General features: G+C 68.2%; 12 protein-coding genes. All 12 read left to right on the top strand.

The genetic code is table 11. The annotated features are described in order from the left end of the window. The first annotated feature begins 525 nt into the window (after positions 1 to 525). Positions 526 to 3,957 carry a DNA-directed RNA polymerase subunit beta gene (locus O7625_RS03405; protein WP_067301392.1) on the top strand — a complete coding sequence of 1,144 codons (3,432 nt, stop codon included), beginning with the start codon at positions 526 to 528 and terminating at the stop codon, positions 3,955 to 3,957. Between the two features lie 121 nt (positions 3,958 to 4,078). Next, a complete protein-coding gene (locus O7625_RS03400; RefSeq protein WP_282344231.1) occupies positions 4,079 to 7,969 on the top strand; it encodes a DNA-directed RNA polymerase subunit beta' in 3,891 nt (1,296 codons plus the stop codon). 131 nt (positions 7,970 to 8,100) lie between these two features. Beyond that, a complete protein-coding gene (locus tag O7625_RS03395) occupies positions 8,101 to 8,469 on the top strand; it encodes a hypothetical protein (protein ID WP_067301519.1) in 369 nt (122 codons plus the stop codon). A gap of 533 nt (positions 8,470 to 9,002) precedes the next feature. Next, positions 9,003 to 9,425 (top strand): hypothetical protein, encoded by a 423-nt coding sequence (locus tag O7625_RS03390; RefSeq protein WP_282346794.1) that lies wholly within the window; start codon positions 9,003 to 9,005, stop codon positions 9,423 to 9,425. Between the two features lie 469 nt (positions 9,426 to 9,894). After that, the gene (gene rpsL, locus O7625_RS03385; protein WP_007465318.1) at positions 9,895 to 10,269 is read left to right on the top strand and encodes a 30S ribosomal protein S12; all 375 of its coding nucleotides are present in this window, start codon (positions 9,895 to 9,897) and stop codon (positions 10,267 to 10,269) included. A gap of 1 nt (position 10,270) precedes the next feature. Then, on the top strand, positions 10,271 to 10,741 hold the full coding sequence (gene rpsG / locus O7625_RS03380) for a 30S ribosomal protein S7 (RefSeq protein ID WP_067301402.1): 471 nt from the start codon (positions 10,271 to 10,273) through the stop codon (positions 10,739 to 10,741). Between the two features lie 75 nt (positions 10,742 to 10,816). Continuing rightward, positions 10,817 to 12,913: an elongation factor G gene (gene fusA / locus O7625_RS03375; protein WP_067301405.1), complete on the top strand. Its 2,097-nt coding sequence runs from the start codon at positions 10,817 to 10,819 to the stop codon at positions 12,911 to 12,913. A 220-nt stretch (positions 12,914 to 13,133) separates the two neighbouring features. After that, positions 13,134 to 14,327: an elongation factor Tu gene (gene tuf / locus O7625_RS03370; protein WP_067301408.1), complete on the top strand. Its 1,194-nt coding sequence runs from the start codon at positions 13,134 to 13,136 to the stop codon at positions 14,325 to 14,327. A gap of 354 nt (positions 14,328 to 14,681) precedes the next feature. Continuing rightward, positions 14,682 to 14,990 carry a 30S ribosomal protein S10 gene (rpsJ, locus tag O7625_RS03365; RefSeq protein ID WP_007073037.1) on the top strand — a complete coding sequence of 103 codons (309 nt, stop codon included), beginning with the start codon at positions 14,682 to 14,684 and terminating at the stop codon, positions 14,988 to 14,990. 11 nt (positions 14,991 to 15,001) lie between these two features. Then, positions 15,002 to 15,667 (top strand): 50S ribosomal protein L3, encoded by a 666-nt coding sequence (gene rplC, locus O7625_RS03360; RefSeq protein WP_067301411.1) that lies wholly within the window; start codon positions 15,002 to 15,004, stop codon positions 15,665 to 15,667. Continuing rightward, the gene (rplD, locus tag O7625_RS03355; protein ID WP_067301414.1) at positions 15,664 to 16,341 is read left to right on the top strand and encodes a 50S ribosomal protein L4; all 678 of its coding nucleotides are present in this window, start codon (positions 15,664 to 15,666) and stop codon (positions 16,339 to 16,341) included. Before rplC ends, rplD begins: the two co-directional genes overlap by 4 nt. Then, positions 16,338 to 16,640: a 50S ribosomal protein L23 gene (gene rplW, locus O7625_RS03350; RefSeq protein ID WP_007465304.1), complete on the top strand. Its 303-nt coding sequence runs from the start codon at positions 16,338 to 16,340 to the stop codon at positions 16,638 to 16,640. The genes rplD and rplW overlap by 4 nt, the downstream gene beginning before the upstream one ends. The last annotated feature ends 5 nt before the right edge of the window (positions 16,641 to 16,645 follow it).

The following is a 16,645-nucleotide window of genomic DNA, read 5'->3' as shown; positions in this document are numbered from 1 at the left end:
CCGCATCATGGCGGGCGGTGATCCGGGAACGGATCACCGCCCGTTGCGCTTCGTGACTCCGGGTATCAGTGGTGTGAGCAGGGTGTTCGCACTCGTGGTGCGACACGGTGGTCACGCCACGCATAGTCCGTCTGTGGGAAACCCAGCGGTCAGCCGGGATGAGGCTCTTGACGTGGCCCGACCTGCCAGGCACGCTGACACCAGCAAGACCTTCCGCGCTTGCGACGGCCACCTCTTGGGTATGGCAGCGGCAGCACCGTCAGCTGCTCCGACCCGAGCGGCCCGACAGGAACTCGCGTTCCGAGCGGCCCGGTTCGACCCCGGTTCAGGGGTGCCGAGGCACGTTCCGCGACGACCTGCGGGATGGGCTGGACAGCGGTTAGCCTCTCGGCTACACTGCTAGTTTGCGCTGCCTTCCGACGTGGCCCCTGCTCGGAAATGTCCGATTGTGGATATTTTTGGTGGGGTCATTGGAGTGCACGCATACCAGCCGTTCTGCAGCACCGGTCCTCGGAAGGACGCATCTTGGCAGCTTCCCGCCCTGCGAAGACCAGTCGTACGTCGAGCGCTTTCGCTCCCCGCCGAGTTTCTTTCGGCAGGATCACCGAACACCTCGAGGTCCCCAACCTCCTCGCCATTCAGAACGAGTCCTTCGACTGGCTCGTCGGCAACGAGGCTTGGCAGGGCCGGTCGGCGGACGACCCGCACGCACGCTCGGGTCTCGCGGAGATCCTCGATGAGATCAGTCCCATTGAGGACTTCTCCGGCACCATGTCGCTCTCCTTCTCGGCGCCGCGCTTCGACGAGGTCAAGGCCTCGATCGAGGAGTGCAAGGAGAAGGACCTGACCTACTGCGCGCCGCTGTTCGTGACCGCGGAGTTCACCAACAACACCACCGGCGAGATCAAGAGCCAGACGGTGTTCATGGGTGACTTCCCGATGATGACGCCGAAGGGCACCTTCATCATCAACGGCACCGAGCGCGTCGTGACCAGCCAGCTCGTCCGCTCCTCCGGCGTGTACTTCGACAAGCAGCCGGACAAGACGTCCGACCGCGACCTGTCCAGCGTCAAGGTGATCCCGAGCCGGGGCGCCTGGCTGGAGTTCGACATCGACAAGCGCGACACCGTCGGTGTCCGGATCGACCGTAAGCGCCGTCAGGCCGTCACGGTCGTCCTCAAGGCCATCGGTTGGTCGGCCGAGCGGATCCGCGAGCGGTTCGGCTGGTCCGAGCTGATGATGACCACGCTCGAGAAGGACCACATCGCCGGTCAGGACGAGGCCCTACTCGACATCTACCGCAAGCTCCGCCCTGGCGAGCCGCCGACCCGGGAGAACGCCCAGACCCTGCTCGACAACCTCTTCTTCAACCCGAAGCGGTACGACGTCGCCAAGGTCGGTCGGTACAAGTTCAACAAGAAGCTCGGGCTGGACGTGCCGATCACCACCGGCACGCTCACCGAGGACGACATCGTCTCGACCGTCGAGTACCTCTGCCGGCTGCACGCCGGTGAGGAGGGCTACGAGGCGGACGACATCGACCACTTCGGCAACCGTCGGATCCGGACCGTGGGTGAGCTCATCCAGAACCAGGTCCGGGTCGGCCTGTCGCGGATGGAGCGGGTCGTCCGGGAGCGGATGACGACGCAGGACGTCGAGGCGATCACGCCGCAGACCCTGATCAACATCCGCCCGGTGGTGGCGGCGATCAAGGAGTTCTTCGGCACGTCGCAGCTGTCCCAGTTCATGGACCAGACCAACCCCCTGGCGGGGCTCACCCACCGGCGGCGGCTCAACGCCCTCGGCCCGGGTGGTCTGTCCCGGGAGCGGGCCGGCTTCGAGGTCCGGGACGTGCACCCGTCGCACTACGGCCGGATGTGCCCGATCGAGACGCCCGAGGGCCCGAACATCGGCCTGATCGGCAACCTGTCGACGTTCGCCCGGGTCAACCCGTTCGGGTTCATCGAGACGCCGTACCGCAAGGTCGTCGACGGCCGGGTCACCGACCAGGTCGACTACCTGACCGCGGACGACGAGGACCGGTTCGTCAAGGCCCAGGCCAACGCGCCGTTGAACGCCGACGGCACCTTCGCCGAGGACCGGGTCCTGTGTCGCCGTAAGGGCGGCGAGACCGAGGACGTGATCCCGAGCGCGGTCGACTACATGGACATCTCGCCGCGGCAGATGGTCTCCGTCGGCACCGCGATGATCCCGTTCCTGGAGCACGACGACGCCAACCGTGCCCTGATGGGCGCCAACATGCAGCGTCAGGCGGTGCCGCTGGTCAAGGCCGAGGCCCCGCTGGTCGGCACCGGCATGGAGTACCGCGCGGCCGTGGACGCCGGTGACGTCGTCGTCGCCGAGGTCGGCGGTGTGATCGAGGACCTCTGCGCCGACTACATCACCATCCACCAGGACGACGGCCACCGCCGCACGTACCTGCTGCACAAGTTCCGCCGCTCCAACTCCGGCTCCTGCGTCAACCAGAAGCCGGTGGTCTTCGAGGGCGACCGCGTCGAGGCCGGTCAGGTCATCGCCGACGGTCCGTGCACCGACGAGGGCGAGATGGCGCTCGGACGCAACCTGCTGGTGGCGTTCATGTGCTGGGAGGGCCACAACTACGAGGACGCGATCATCCTGTCGCAGCGCCTCGTGCAGCAGGACGTGCTCACCTCGATCCACATCGAGGAGCACGAGGTCGACGCCCGGGACACCAAGCTCGGCCCGGAGGAGATCACCCGCGACATCCCGAACGTCAGCGAGGAGATGCTCGCCGACCTCGACGAGCGCGGCATCATCCGGATCGGCGCCGAGGTCGTCCCCGGCGACATCCTGGTCGGCAAGGTCACGCCCAAGGGTGAGACCGAGCTGACCCCGGAGGAGCGACTGCTCCGGGCGATCTTTGGTGAGAAGGCGCGGGAGGTCCGGGACACCTCGCTGAAGGTGCCGCACGGCGAGACCGGCACGGTCATCGGGGTGCGTACCTTCTCCCGCGAGGACGGCGACGAGCTGCCGCCGGGCGTCAACGAGCTGGTCCGGGTCTACGTCGCCCAGAAGCGCAAGATCCAGGACGGCGACAAGCTCGCCGGCCGGCACGGCAACAAGGGCGTCATCTCGAAGATCCTGCCGATCGAGGACATGCCGTTCCTGGAGGACGGCACCCCGGTCGACATCGTGCTGAACCCGCTGGGTGTGCCTTCCCGGATGAACATCGGGCAGGTGCTGGAGACCCACCTCGGTTGGGTCGCCAAGACCGGTTGGAAGGTCGAGGGCGACGACGCCGAGTGGAAGCGCCAGCTCCGCTCGATCGACGCGCACGAGTCCGAGGGCGACACGAACGTGGCCACCCCGGTCTTCGACGGTGCCCGCGAGGAGGAGATCTCCGGTCTGCTCTCGTCGACCCTGCCCAACCGGGACGGCAACCAGCTGATCGGCTCCTCCGGCAAGGCGCGGTTGTTCGACGGCCGGTCCGGCGAGCCGCTGCCGGACCCGATCGCGGTCGGCTACATCTACATCCTGAAGCTCAACCACCTGGTCGACGACAAGATCCACGCCCGGTCGACCGGTCCGTACTCGATGATCACGCAGCAGCCGCTGGGTGGTAAGGCGCAGTTCGGTGGCCAGCGCTTCGGCGAGATGGAGTGCTGGGCGATGCAGGCGTACGGCGCCGCCTACGCCCTGCAGGAGTTGCTCACCATCAAGTCCGACGACGTCCTGGGCCGGGTCAAGGTCTACGAGGCGATCGTCAAGGGCGAGAACATCCCCGAGCCGGGCATCCCGGAGTCGTTCAAGGTGTTGCTCAAGGAGCTCCAGTCGCTGTGCCTGAACGTCGAGGTGCTCAGCAGCGACGGTGTCGCCCTGGAGATGCGCGAGACCGACGACGAGGTGTTCCGGGCCGCGGAGGAGCTGGGCATCGACCTGTCCCGGCGCGAGCCGAGCTCGGTCGAAGAGGTGTAAGTGGTGTGGGTCGGGGGCCGGCCGCCCCGTTCCGGGCGGTCAGGCTTGATCCCTCCGCGGGGCGACCGGCCCCCGACCCCGCCCGTGATCTAGCTGTAAAGACGACGACATAGGGGACATAGTGCTCGACGTCAACTTCTTCGACGAGCTGCGTATCGGCCTCGCGACCGCGGACGACATCCGCCAGTGGTCGCACGGCGAGGTCAAGAAGCCCGAGACCATCAACTACCGCACCCTCAAGCCGGAGAAGGACGGGCTCTTCTGCGAGAAGATCTTCGGTCCGCAACGGGACTGGGAGTGCTACTGCGGTAAGTACAAGCGGGTCCGGTTCAAGGGCATCATCTGTGAGCGCTGCGGCGTCGAGGTGACCCGGTCCAAGGTCCGTCGTGAGCGGATGGGACACATCGAGCTGGCCGCTCCGGTGACCCACATCTGGTACTTCAAGGGCGTGCCGAGCCGGCTGGGCTACCTGCTGGACCTCGCCCCGAAGGACCTCGAAAAGATCATCTACTTCGCCTCGTACGTCGTGACGAGCGTGGACGCCGAGGCGCGTCACCGTGACCTCTCGACCATCGAGAACGAGATCCTCGCCGAGAAGCGGCAGTCCGAGAACAGCCGCGACTCGGAGATCGAGAAGCGGGCCGCCAAGCTCGAGGCCGACCTGGCCGAGCTGGAGGCCGAGGGTGCCAAGGCGGACGTCCGGCGCAAGGTCAAGGAGGGCGGAGAGCGCGAGATGCGCCAGATCCGCGACCGGGCCCAGCGCGAGATCGACCGCCTCGACGAGGTCCTCGACACCTTCCGCAAGCTCGACTCCAAGCAGCTGGTCACCGACGAGCTGCTCTACCGTGAGCTGCGCGACCGGTTCGGCGAGTACTTCACCGGCGGCATGGGCGCCGAGGCGATCAAGGCGCTGGTCCAGAACATGGACCTCGACGCCGAGGCCGAGAACCTCCGCGAGACCATCCGTTCCGGCAAGGGCCAGCGCAAGATCCGGGCGCTCAAGCGGCTGAAGGTCGTCGCGGCGTTCCTGAACACCCGCAACTCGCCGCTCGGCATGGTGCTGGACTGCGTCCCGGTCATCCCGCCGGACCTGCGTCCGATGGTGCAGCTCGACGGTGGCCGGTTCGCCACCTCCGACCTGAACGACCTGTACCGCCGCGTGATCAACCGGAACAACCGCCTCAAGCGGCTGATCGACCTCGGTGCTCCCGAGATCATCGTCAACAACGAGAAGCGGATGCTCCAGGAGGCCGTCGACGCGCTGTTCGACAACGGCCGTCGTGGTCGTCCGGTCACCGGCCCGGGCAACCGGCCGCTGAAGTCGCTGTCCGACATGCTCAAGGGCAAGCAGGGCCGGTTCCGCCAGAACCTGCTGGGCAAGCGCGTCGACTACTCCGGCCGTTCGGTCATCGTGGTCGGCCCGAAGCTCAAGCTGCACCAGTGCGGCCTGCCCAAGCAGATGGCGCTGGAGCTGTTCAAGCCGTTCGTGATGAAGCGGCTGGTCGACCTCAACCACGCGCAGAACATCAAGTCCGCCAAGCGGATGGTCGAGCGGCAGCGGCCGGTCGTGTGGGACGTGCTGGAAGAGGTCATCGGCGAGCACCCGGTGCTGCTCAACCGGGCACCGACCCTGCACCGGCTGGGCATCCAGGCCTTCGAGCCGCAGCTGGTCGAGGGCAAGGCGATCCAGATCCACCCGCTGGTCTGCACCGCGTTCAACGCCGACTTCGACGGTGACCAGATGGCGGTGCACGTGCCGCTGTCCGCCGAGGCCCAGGCCGAGGCGCGGATCCTGATGCTGTCGTCGAACAACATCCTCAAGCCGGCCGACGGCAAGCCGGTCACCATGCCCACCCAGGACATGGTCATCGGTCTCTACCACCTCACCCACCTCATCCGGGGTGGCCAGGGCGAGGGCCGGGCGTTCAGCTCGGACGCCGAGGCGCGGATGGCCTTCGACGCGGGGGAGCTGCACCTGCAGACCCCGGTGAAGATCCGGCTGCGCGACGTGGTGGGGGTCGACAACGGCGCCGGTGCCGAGCCGTGGGTCGCGCCCGAGGGCTGGACCGAGGGCGACCCGGTGACCGTGGAGACCACGCTGGGCCGGGTCCTGTTCAACGAGACGCTGCCGCAGGGCTACCGCTTCGTGAACTACGAGATCCGCAAGGGCCAGCTCTCCGCGATCGTCAACGACCTCGCCGAGCGCTTCCCGAAGGTGGCCCTGGCGGCCACCCTGGACGGCCTCAAGGAGGCCGGCTTCCACTGGGCCACCTGGTCCGGCGTCACCATCGGCATGGAGGACGTCATCCCGCCGCCGCGCAAGCGGGAGATCCTGGAGCGGTACGAGAAGGAAGCCGACCGGATCGACAAGCAGTACCAGCGTGGTCTGATGACCGCCGAGGAGCGCCGCGGCGAGCTCATCGAGATCTGGACCAAGGCGACCAACGAGGTCGCCAAGGAGATGGACACCGCGCTGCCGCAGGAGAACCCGCTGTGGAAGATGATCAACTCGGGTGCCCGCGGTAACCTGCTCCAGCTCCGGCAGATCGCGGCGATCCGTGGTCTGGTGGCCAACCCGAAGGGCGAGATCATCCCGCGGCCGATCAAGGCCTCGTACCGGGAGGGTCTGTCCGTGCTGGAGTACTTCATCTCCACGCACGGCGCCCGTAAGGGTCTGGCCGACACCGCGCTGCGGACCGCCGACTCGGGTTACCTGACCCGTCGTCTGGTGGACGTCTCGCAGGACGTCATCATCCGCGAGGAGGACTGCGGCACCGACCGGGCGATCCCGATGCAGATCGGCGAGCGCCTGGAGGGTGGCCGGCTGGTCGTCCACGAGCACGCCGAGACCAGCGTGCACGCCCGGACCCTGGCCGACGACATCAAGGGGCCGGACGGCACCGTGGTGGCCCACCGGGGCCAGGACGTCAACTCCATCGGGGTCGACCAGATCGTCGCCGCCGGGGTGGAGACGATCCGGGTGCGCAGCGTGCTCACCTGCGAGTCGAAGCTGGGCGTCTGCGGTGCGTGCTACGGCCGCTCGCTGCCGACCGGCAAGACCGTGGACGTCGGCGAGGCGGTCGGCATCATCGCCGCCCAGTCGATCGGTGAGCCGGGTACCCAGCTGACGATGCGTACCTTCCACACCGGTGGTGTCGCGGGTGAGGACATCACCCAGGGTCTGCCGCGTGTCCAGGAGATCTTCGAGGCCCGGATCCCGAAGGGCAAGGCGCCCATCGCCGACACCCCGGGCCGGATCCGGATCGAGGACGGCGAGCGGTCCCGGAAGATCATCGTGGTGCCGGACGACGGCAGCGACGAGATCGTCTACGACAAGATCTCCAAGCGGGTCGGGCTGCGGACCCACGACGGGGACCACGTCGAGGTCGGCGAGAAGCTCACCGAGGGCACCATCGACCCGCACGAGCTGCTGCGCATCCTCGGCCCGCGCGCGGTCCAGGTCCACCTGACCCAGGAGGTCCAGGAGGTCTACCGCTCGCAGGGTGTGCTCATCCACGACAAGCACATCGAGATCATCATCCGCCAGATGCTCAAGCGGGTGACGGTCATCGACTCCGGCTCGACCGAGTTCCTGCCGGGCGTGCTGGTCGACCGGGCGCTGTTCGAGTCGGAGAACCGCCGGCTGGTCGGCGAGGGTGGCGAGCCCGCCGCCGGTCGTCCGGTGCTGATGGGCATCACCAAGGCCTCGCTGGCCACCGACTCCTGGCTCTCGGCGGCCTCCTTCCAGGAGACCACCCGGGTGCTGACCGACGCGGCGATCAACTCGCGCAGTGACTCGCTGGTCGGCCTCAAGGAGAACGTGATCATCGGTAAGCTCATCCCGGCCGGTACCGGCATCAGCAAGTACCGCAACGTCCGGGTCGAGCCGACCGAGGAGGCGAAGGCCAAGGTCTACTCGATGACCGGGTACCCCGAGACCGACTACGGCTTCGGGCCGGCCAGTGGGCAGGCTGTTCCGCTGGACGACTTCGACTTCGGGTCGTACCGCTAACAGGCGGCACCGATGACGGCCCCCGGCAGCACGCCGGGGGCCGTCGTCGTGTCCGGGGTTCGGCGTGGCTGTCGGGCGGTGGTCCGCCGGGGAGTGCCCGGCGGCGGAGGCGGCCGGGCATGATGGTGGGTATGACGACCGCTCCGGGGCAGGCGCCGGTGACGCACCAGCCGCCACGTCATCCGCTCGATCCCGACCCGGTACGCGCGACCAAGGCGCGGGCTGTCTTCGCGCTCGGCCTGATCGGCGCGTTGACCGGGCTGTTCGTCGGTGGGGTGGTGCCCGCCACGGTCGCCCTGCAGTTGGCGCGGCAGGCCCGCCGCGAGGCGTACGCCTCCGGTGGTTTCCTCACCGGTGCGGCCTGGCTGCGGCGGGGGGAGCGGTTGGCCTGGATCGGGCTGGTGCTGGTCGCGGTTGCCCTGGTGACGTTGGTGGTGATCGGCGTGGTCCGGCTGGCCGGCTCCCCGTACGGGCAGGACTTCGCCCCGAACATGGACTGACCCGTCGGGGTGATGATCCGGCGGGGAGCACCCGCGGTGCGTGGCGACGGTAGCCTGGCCGGTGTCCGTCGGGTGACGGTGGACCCAGCTCGTGACAGGAGGACACCGTGACGGAACCGGCGTCGCCGGGCGGTGACCCGGACAGGCCGCCCGCCGGCTCCCCGGAGCCCGGCCCGGCCGGTTGGGCCCGTCCCGACCAGGGCTCCGGTGCTGCGGCCCGCCCCGATCCGTGGGCCGTCGACCCGTACCGTCCCGGCGACCGGGGAGTGGTTGATCCGGCCCGCCCGGATCCGTGGGCCGTCGACCCGTGGCGGTCGCCGCCGAGCTCCGGGCCGGGGCACCCCACCGGCGTCCCGTCGGCTGCCGGCAGCGGTGGGTACGGCCGGCCGCCGGCCCCCGGTGTGGCCGCCGCCCCGCCCGGGGGTGGTCCGTATTCCGGGCTGGGGGCCGGGGGAGGCCACCCGGCGGGGCCGCCCGGGTCGTACCCGGGGCAGGCGTCGGGTGCGCCGGGCTGGTCGACCCCCTCCGGGCCGTTGCCCCCGCCACCACCGGACGCCCCCCGCGCCCCGAAGCGGGTCGACCCGGTTCCCGGTACGCCCTTCGGCGTGGTGTACCTGGACGTGCCGGCGGTCACCTCCGGCCCGGCGGTGGGCTCGTTGATCGCCGGGGTGGTGTCGATCCTGGTCTCCTTCCTGGTGATCTGTTTCGGCATCGGGGGCGCGCGACTCGGCGGGGCCTGGGCGGCCGGCGCGTTCACCGTGCCCGGGATGCTGGCCGGCGGGGCGGCGATCGTCGCCGGGCTGCTGGCCCGCCGGCAGGTCCGTCGGGCCGCGCCGCCACCGGCGGTACGGTTCACCGGCCGGGGCCTGGCGACGGCCGGGATCAGTTGCGGCGGGGTGGGGCTGCTGCTGAGCCTGTCCGGGCTGGGACTGGCGCTGCTGGTGCAGTTGGCGTGAGCCCGTCGCCCGGGGGTGACGGGCCGCGGCGCGCGGCAGCCGGTACACTGGAGCACCTGAGAGGCCTGGCACGGGCGAGCAGGCACACGGTGCGACCGACGGGGAGCGACGAGACCCGGCGGACCGATCCGTTTTGACCTGTGCGGCTGTGGTAGGTACTCTTTTCCCCTGCGCCCTGGCATGCCTGGGCGGCTCGTGCGTGCGCGGGATTCGGATTGATCCGGAGATCGAGCGGCCGTACGACACAGTCGAAGACCCGGTGCGTGGTGTTCACGCGCCGGTGACAGAAGAAGCCGGTGCGCGCGTGAGCGACGGCACCGGGACCGTGGATCGGGCGACACACCCGACCGCGGGTGCCGGGATCTCCGCGAGGCGGTGCCGGTCGGAATGTAGGAGAGTCGACCATCAGGTCGGCTAACGAGCAGACGGCGCGGTCGCGTGACGCGGCCGAAGGGAGCGGAGAAACCCGGTGCCCACCATTCAGCAGCTGGTCCGAAAGGGCCGCCAGGCCAAGACGACCAAGACCAAGACCCCGGCGTTGAAGGGTTCCCCTCAGCGGCGCGGCGTGTGCACCCGTGTGTACACCACCACCCCCAAGAAGCCGAACTCGGCGCTCCGCAAGGTCGCTCGTGTCAAGCTCAGCAGCCAGATCGAGGTGACCGCCTACATCCCGGGTGTGGGTCACAACCTGCAGGAGCACTCGATCGTGCTCGTTCGCGGCGGCCGGGTGAAGGACCTCCCCGGCGTGCGTTACAAGATCGTCCGCGGTTCGCTGGACACCCAGGGTGTCCGCAACCGCAAGCAGGCGCGCAGCCGTTACGGCGCGAAGAAGGAGAAGAGCTGACATGCCGCGTAAGGGACCTGCTCCGCGGAAGCCGCTCGTCGCTGACCCGGTGTACAACTCGCCGCTGGTCACCCAGCTGGTCAACAAGATCCTGATGCGCGGTAAGCGTCAGCTCGCCGAGCGCATCGTGTACGCGGCCCTGGAGGGCTGCCGCGAGAAGAGCGGCACCGACCCGGTCGTCACCCTCAAGCGGGCGATGGACAACGTCAAGCCCACCCTGGAGGTGCGCAGCCGCCGGGTCGGTGGCGCCACCTACCAGGTGCCGGTCGAGGTCCGTCCGTCCCGGGCGACCACCCTCGGTCTGCGCTGGCTGGTGACGTACTCCAAGGCCCGTCGTGAGAAGACCATGATCGAGCGGCTGATGAACGAGCTGCTGGACGCGAGCAACGGTCTGGGCGCCGCCGTCAAGCGGCGCGAGGACACCCACAAGATGGCGGAGTCCAACAAGGCCTTCGCGCACTACCGCTGGTAACAGCCTGGTTCCGGCGCCGGACCGGCGCCGGAACCGCCATCGGTCGAGTCGAGACGACGATAAGTAGGGATTGAAGTGGCCGCCGCAGACGCGCTCGCCAACGTACGCAACATCGGCATCATGGCGCACATCGATGCCGGTAAGACCACGACCACCGAGCGGATCCTGTTCTACACCGGTATCACCTACAAGATCGGTGAGGTCCACGAGGGCGCTGCCGTCATGGACTGGATGGAGCAGGAGCAGGAGCGTGGCATCACGATCACCTCCGCTGCCACCAAGTGTGAGTGGAAGGGCCACACGATCCAGATCATCGACACGCCCGGTCACGTCGACTTCACGGTCGAGGTCGAGCGGTCGCTGCGGGTGCTGGACGGTGCGGTCGCGGTCTACGACGGCGTCGCCGGCGTCGAGCCGCAGACGGAGAACGTCTGGCGGCAGGCCGACAAGTACCACGTCCCGCGGATGTGCTTCGTCAACAAGCTCGACCGCACGGGCGCGGACTTCTTCCGCTGCGTGCAGATGATGATCGACCGGCTCAACGCCACCCCGCTGGTGCTCCAGATCCCGATCGGGCTCGAGGGCGACCACATCGGCGTCGTCGACCTGATCGGCATGCGTGCCCTCACCTGGCGCGGGGAGACCCAGAAGGGTGAGGACTACGCGATCGAGGAGGTGCCGGCCGAGCTGGCCGACGCCGCCGCCGAGTGGCGCGACAAGTTGCTGGAGACCCTGGCCGACGTCGACGACGCGGTGATGGAGAAGTACCTGGAGGGCGAGGAGATCTCCGTCGAGGAGATCAAGGCCGCCATCCGGCGGGCCACCATCGCCAGCAAGGCCAACCCGGTGCTCTGCGGCTCGGCGTTCAAGAACAAGGGCGTGCAGCCCATGCTCGACGCCGTGGTCGACTTCCTGCCGTCGCCGCTGGACGTCCCCGCGATCGAGGGCACCGCGACCGACGGCGAGACGCCGTTGCAGCGGAAGCCGTCGAAGGCGGAGCCGTTCTCCGGCCTGGCCTTCAAGATCCAGACCGACAAGCACCTCGGCAAGCTCACCTACGTCCGGGTCTACTCCGGCGTGGTCGAGACCGGCACCCAGGTGGTCAACTCCACCAAGGACCGCAAGGAGCGGGTCGGCAAGATCTACCAGATGCACGCCAACAAGCGGGAAGAGCGCGGCTCGGCCCAGGCTGGCGACATCATCGCGGTGCAGGGTCTCAAGCAGACCACCACCGGCGACACCCTGTGTGACCCGGCGAACCCGGTAATCCTGGAGTCGATGACCTTCCCCGAGCCGGTCATCGAGGTCGCGATCGAGCCGAAGACCAAGGCCGACCAGGAGAAGCTCAGCACCGCCATCCAGCGGCTGGCCGAGGAGGACCCGACCTTCCGCGTCAAGCTGGACGAGGAGACCGGCCAGACGGTCATCTCCGGCATGGGCGAGCTGCACCTGGACATCCTGGTCGACCGGATGCGCCGCGAGTTCAACGTCGAGGCGAACATCGGCAAGCCGCAGGTGGCGTACCGTGAGACGATCCGCCGCAAGGTGGACAAGGTCGAGTACACCCACAAGAAGCAGACCGGTGGTTCGGGCCAGTACGCCCGGGTCATCGTGAGCGTCGAGCCGCTGCCGCTGGACAACGACTCGCCGACCTACGAGTTCGCCAACGCGGTCAGCGGTGGTCGTATCCCCCGGGAGTTCATCCCGTCGGTCGACGCCGGCGCGCAGGACGCCATGCAGTACGGCATCCTGGCGGGCTTCCCGCTGGTCGGGGTCAAGCTGACCCTGCTCGACGGTCAGTACCACGATGTCGACTCGTCGGAAATGGCATTCAAGATCGCCGGTTCGATGGTGATGAAGGACGCGGCCCGCAAGGCCGACCCGGCATTGCTCGAGCCGATGATGGCCGTTGAGGTCACCACTCCTGAGGAGAACATGGGTGACGTCATCGGCGACCTCAACTCCCGCCGCGGGATCATCCAGGCGATGGAGGAGCGCAGCGGCGCCCGCATCGTGAAGGCTCTGGTGCCGTTGTCGGAGATGTTCGGCTACGTCGGCGACCTGCGGTCGAAGACCCAAGGCCGGGCTAGCTACAGCATGCAGTTCGACTCCTACGCCGAGGTGCCGCAGAGCGTGGCGAAGGAGATCATCGCCAAGGCGACGGGTGAGTGACGCTCACCTGCCGCTGATCCGGTGAGCCGGGGCCGGTCGCGGGTGGGAGTCCCGCCCGCGACCACCTCGGTCGGGTTGTGTGAATCCGGGCCTGTAGGCTTCATCGCCGCAGAACCCACCAAGCTCTCCGGCCGTCGGTCGGAAAGGCTGTCGACAGAGTCCTAAGCGCCGTCCGGCGCGCCGGGGCGAGAAGAACCAAGAAGTCCACAGGAGGACACCAGTGGCGAAGGCTAAGTTCGAGCGGACTAAGCCGCACGTCAACATCGGCACCATTGGTCACATCGACCACGGTAAGACGACGCTGACGGCGGCCATCACGAAGGTCCTGCACGACCAGTACCCGGACCTCAACCCGTACACGCCGTTCGACGAGATCGACAAGGCGCCGGAGGAGAAGGCCCGCGGCATCACGATCTCGATCGCGCACGTCGAGTACCAGACCGAGGCGCGGCACTACGCGCACGTCGACTGCCCCGGGCACGCCGACTACATCAAGAACATGATCACCGGTGCCGCCCAGATGGACGGCGCGATCCTGGTGGTCGCGGCGACCGACGGCCCGATGCCGCAGACCCGCGAGCACGTGCTGCTGGCCCGTCAGGTCGGTGTGCCGTACATCGTCGTGGCGCTCAACAAGAGCGACATGGTCGACGACGAGGAGCTCCTGGAGCTCGTCGAGCTCGAGGTGCGCGAGCTGCTGTCGGCGCAGGAGTACCCGGGTGACGACCTGCCGGTCGTCCGGGTCTCGGCGCTGCGGGCGCTCGAGGGTGACCCGGAGTGGACCGGTCGTCTGCTGGAGCTGATGAACGCGGTCGACACCGCGATCCCGCAGCCCGAGCGCGAGACCGAGAAGCCGTTCCTGATGCCGATCGAGGACGTCTTCACGATCACCGGTCGTGGCACGGTCGTCACCGGTCGCGCGGAGCGCGGCATCCTCAAGCCGAACGAGGAGGTGGAGATCGTCGGTATCCGCGAGAAGTCGCAGAAGACGGTCTGCACCGGTATCGAGATGTTCCGCAAGCTGCTCGACGAGGCCCGCGCGGGCGAGAACGTCGGTCTGCTGCTGCGGGGCATCAAGCGCGAGGACGTCGAGCGCGGCATGGTGGTCGTCAAGCCGGGCACCAGCACCCCGCACACGGAGTTCGAGGCGACGGTCTACATCCTCTCCAAGGAGGAGGGCGGCCGGCACACCCCGTTCTTCCAGAACTACCGTCCGCAGTTCTACTTCCGGACCACCGACGTCACCGGTGTCGTCACCCTCCCCGAGGGCACCGAGATGGTCATGCCGGGCGACAACACCACGATGGCCGTCAAGCTCATCCAGCCCATCGCGATGGAGGACAACCTCAAGTTCGCGATCCGCGAGGGTGGTCGTACGGTCGGCGCGGGTCGCGTCACCAAGATCATCAAGTGAACTAGGTAACCCCGATTAGCGTTGCCGCCGGTCGTGCGGCATACTGGTCAGGTTGCGTAACGACGGTTAGTCGCCCGTGTCCGGCGTAAGTTGGACCTCCGGGAAGACCAACAGTCGCGCGTAGGGTGGTTGATCGCCCCTGGCGGTCAACCACCCTCGCACGGCGTCCAGATCGCTGTGATGCGATCGGCGCCTTGACCCACCGCGTGGTCAGAGAGTCGCTCCGGAGTCCCGGGGCGGAGCCTGGTCCACGGGCGCGACACGCCCGACCGCGGGGGTCGGCGAAGTGGGCCTGTACCAGCCGGTACAGGTGCCCGCAACACAGCGGCATCGAGAGAAGGAACAGAAGCCACCATGGCGGGACAGAAGATCCGCATCCGGCTCAAGGCCTATGACCACGAGGTCGTCGACTCCTCGGCGCGGAAGATCGTCGAGACGGTGACGCGCACCGGGGCGCAGGTCGCGGGCCCGGTGCCGCTGCCCACGGAGATCAACCGTTTCTGCGTCATCCGCTCGCCGCACAAGTACAAGGACTCGCGCGAGCACTTCGAGATGCGTACGCACAAGCGGCTGATCGACATCATCGACCCGACTCCGAAGACGGTCGACTCGCTCATGCGCCTCGACCTGCCGGCTGGCGTCGACATCGAGATCAAGCTGTAGGGACCGGACAAATGGACAGGCAAGTCAAGGGGATCCTGGGCGCCAAGCTCGGTATGACCCAGGTCTGGGACAACAACAAGGTTGTGCCGGTGACCGTGGTTCAGGCCGGCCCGTGCGTCGTCAGCCAGGTGCGTAGCGCCGAGAAGGACGGTTACTCCGCGGTCCAGCTCGCCTACGGCACGATCGACCCGCGCAAGGTCAAGAAGCCCGTCAGCGGGCACTACGCCAAGGCGGACGTGGCGCCGCGCCGGCACATGGTCGAGCTGCGCACCGCGAACGCGGCGGACTACTCGCTGGGCCAGGAGGTCACGGTCGAGGAGTTCCCGGCCGGCGTGACCATCGACGTCACCGGCAAGACCAAGGGCAAGGGCTACGCCGGCCCGATGAAGCGGCACGGCTTCCACGGCCTGCGCGCCAGCCACGGTGTCGAGCGCAAGCACCGCTCGCCGGGCGCCATCGGTGCCTGTGCGACCCCGGGTCGCGTCTTCAAGGGCACCCGGATGGCGGGTCGGATGGGTGGCGTGCGCTACACCGTCCAGAACCTGACCGTCCAGGCGGTCGACACCGAGAACAACCTCCTGCTCGTCCGTGGTGCCATCCCCGGCCCCAAGGGTGCGCTGGTCCTGGTCCGCACCGCGGCCAAGACGAAGGTGAAGAAGGGCGGTGTGGCCAAGTGACCACCGTTGACGTCCACAATGTCGAAGGCGCCAAGAGCGGCTCCGTCGAGCTGCCGGCCGACGTCTTCGACGTGCAGGCCAACATCGCGCTGATGCACCAGGTCGTGGTGGCGCAGCTCGCGGCGGCCCGCCAGGGCACCCACAAGGTCAAGACCCGCGGCGAGGTCGCCGGTGGCGGCAAGAAGCCGTACAAGCAGAAGGGCACCGGCCGGGCCCGGCAGGGCTCGATCCGCGCGCCGCAGTTCGCCGGTGGCGGTGTGGTGCACGGCCCCGTGCCGCGTGACTACAGCCAGCGGACCCCGAAGAAGATGAAGGCCGCCGCCCTGCGTGGCGCCCTCTCCGACCGGGCGCGTGCCGGCCAGCTGCACGTCGTCGAGGCGTTCGTCTCGGGCGAGAAGCCGTCGACCAAGGCGGCCCTGGCCACCCTGGCCAAGCTGACCGAGGCCCGCCGGGTGCTCGTCGTGCTGAGCAGCACCGACGAGCTGAACTGGGTGTCGCTGCGCAACGAGCCGCGGGTGCACCTGATCGAGTCCGGCCAGCTCAACACGTACGACGTGCTGGTGGCCGACGACGTGGTCTTCACCAAGGACGCCCTGGACGAGTTCCTGGGTGTGCCCGCGGAGGCCGGCCCCGCGGCCGAGTCCGCCGAGACCACCGAGGAGGGTGGCAAGTGAGCACGATCGCCGACCCGCGGGACATCATCGTCGCGCCGGTCGTCTCGGAGAAGAGCTACAGCGAGCTGAACCGGAACTGGTACACCTTCCTGGTGCACCCGGACGCGAACAAGACCGAGATCAAGATCGCTATCCAGCAGATCTTCAACGTCCGCGTCCTGACGGTCAACACGCTCAACCGCCAGGGCAAGCGCAAGCGCACCAAGACCGGCTTCGGTCAGCGCAAGGCGACCAAGCGGGCGATCGTGAAGCTGGCTGACGGTGACCGTATCGAGGCCTTCGGCGGCCCGGTCAGCTGAGGGGT

Source organism: Micromonospora sp. WMMD714, from assembly GCF_029581315.1.
In the GTDB taxonomy this organism is placed as follows: Bacteria; Actinomycetota; Actinomycetes; order Mycobacteriales; family Micromonosporaceae; genus Micromonospora; species Micromonospora rifamycinica.
The sequence above is the reverse complement of the archived record's forward strand: the minus strand, read 5'-3'. Positions and strand labels throughout refer to the sequence as shown.